Source organism: Actinoplanes sp. ATCC 53533 (genome assembly GCF_003947245.1).
In genome coordinates this window covers 1-2,075 of record NZ_QHHV01000509.1, presented here as the reverse complement: position 1 = coordinate 2,075, position 2,075 = coordinate 1, and the positions used below count along the sequence as shown (strand labels likewise).

Annotated in this window: 1 protein-coding gene; it reads right to left on the bottom strand. The window is 64.0% G+C overall.

The annotated features are described in order from the left end of the window. Positions 1-2,061 (bottom strand): BREX system P-loop protein BrxC (brxC, locus tag DMB66_RS59650; protein WP_255441706.1); only part of this gene is annotated, 2,061 nt, incomplete at its 3' end. Between the last annotated feature and the right edge of the window lie 14 nt (positions 2,062-2,075).

The window sequence follows — 2,075 nt, the reverse complement described above, 5'->3', positions numbered from 1 at the left end:
TTGAAGGCGCTCCTCGAAGAACCTGCAGATACGGGCTCGTGTTTGGGGGCCGATGTCGTCCTGGCCGGCGGGGAAGATCGTTGTACGGCGAAATGCGCGATCCTTGTCGAAGAGGTCGCGCACGCCCGCGTCCCGAATGGCGGTGATTTCATTTCCGCCGTCGGGTTGGAGCCGCACCTTGCTGGCGCGGAGCAGACCCGCGACACATGCCTTCACGACGTTTGCAGTGTAGCCGTATGGCGGGCCGCCGAAATGGGCGAGAATCGTCGTCCCACCGAGCCCGCCCTCGGACTCGATGTGCTCCTGGACGCGGCGCGCCACGACGCCGCTGCACGTCGGAACGTAGCGTCCGGAGTCGAGGTCAAAGATGCCGAGATCGCCGGTGAGGAACTTGGGTGAAAGGCCCGAGAGCTCGGCGTCAACGAGTTGAAGCAATTCAGATGGCTGAATCTGAGTCGCGATGAAGTGTCGAAATAGCTCCGGCAACACCCGGGTGCCCGCTGCGTGGATCGCTACGGCAAATGACGCGCCTTGTTCCTGGGGCGAGATGGCCCGACCTCGGAAGTACATCTTTCCGGTCATCCAGGATGTCTCGATGGTGTCCCGAACGAGCTTCTCGAGGTCCTCGGCCCGGTTCTCCTCCTGCTGGAGCAGGAGTTTGCGAGCGGGATTCAACGAGTCGCGGCGCGGCTTGTACCTCTTGATCATGGCTCGTGAGTGGTAAAGCTCCCGTGCACGCTGGTCCACGTTCTCGCTGTCGCCGCACAGCCAGACGAGGCGGTCGTAAAGTGCGCTCTCGCCGCTTCTCTTGACCCAGGTGCTTTCGGTGCGCTCGTCGCGAACCAGGAACCGAAGGTCGACCCGGAGCGCAGCGTCGTCGCGTGGGTCGGCGATGGAGACGTCATCGGTACGTCGACCGTCGGAGAACTGCCCCGCCCAGGGGAATGGCCGTCCCTGCAGTCGTGGACGGTCCGGCGTGGCGAGGAGGAACTTGAGCGCCTCCTGGACGATCTCGCTGACAGATTCGCGCGTGACGCCGACGTCGCGGCGCTCACGCTCCCATTCCTCGCCGGCCGAAGATTGGATCTTGTAGCCGTGTCGTTCCGAATACCCGAGAAGATTCCTGCGCCGCAGTTCCTCCAAGGCTCCGGTCACAGCGGCGGCATGGTTCCCACGGTCGACTCGGTCGTAGAGGCACTGTGCCACGAGTTTCGCGTCGGTGGCGTGAGTGTCCTGAATGAGTTCGAGCAGCGCCACTGCCTTGGCCGCTCGCACCAACAGCCCATCCGTATCGCCGCTGCACTGGCTCAACACGCGGGCCATCGATGCTTGTACGTCAGAATCGAGCGCGGTGTGTTGCACCTCGTAGATCCGGTCGAGGGTCACGAGCGTCCCCATCGGCTGTTCCGCGAGCCTCTGATCGCGGAAAAGTTCGCCGAGCAACTGGAGCAGGCCGCGGATGGCCTGGTCGTCGCCTTGGGCACGGGCTGAACGGGTACGCAGGGCAGTAGTGATCTGCAGAATCAGGTCGATCTGCCCGGGCAGCATCGGGTAGACCTCGACGAACTCCTCCGGGGTCACCGACTCGCAACCATAGGCATACAGCTTGAGGTCGGGCCGGTAGCGCTCGAACAGCGTGCGCAGCTGTCCCTCGGTCTCGGGCCGCTTCTGCAGGAGCCGCTTGTGGACGACATCGCGGATGTTCGTGGCGGCGAGGTGGACACGAAGCTTCGAAGGGAAGCGGTCCTTGGCCCACACCAGGAAGGAGTCGTCCGCCTCCTCGTCAAGCTTCTGCTGCCCAAGTGCCAACAGCCATGCCTTGCCGTGAAGCGTGGAGCCCATCGCGGTCGCAAAGGCGCGCAACCGATCCACGCGGTCCTTACTGGACAGAACGTACTGGGACACCTCGTCGACGACAAGAAACAGTGTGGCACTGGGGCGGCGGAACTTGAGCATGTCGCGGATGGCGGCCACGGCCTCCGCGGGCGACTCCGAGCGGGTATGGGTGCCACCGCGGCTGGTGAACCAGCTCATGGGGTCGGTGTACCGATCGGGGTACATCGCGTTCATGACCT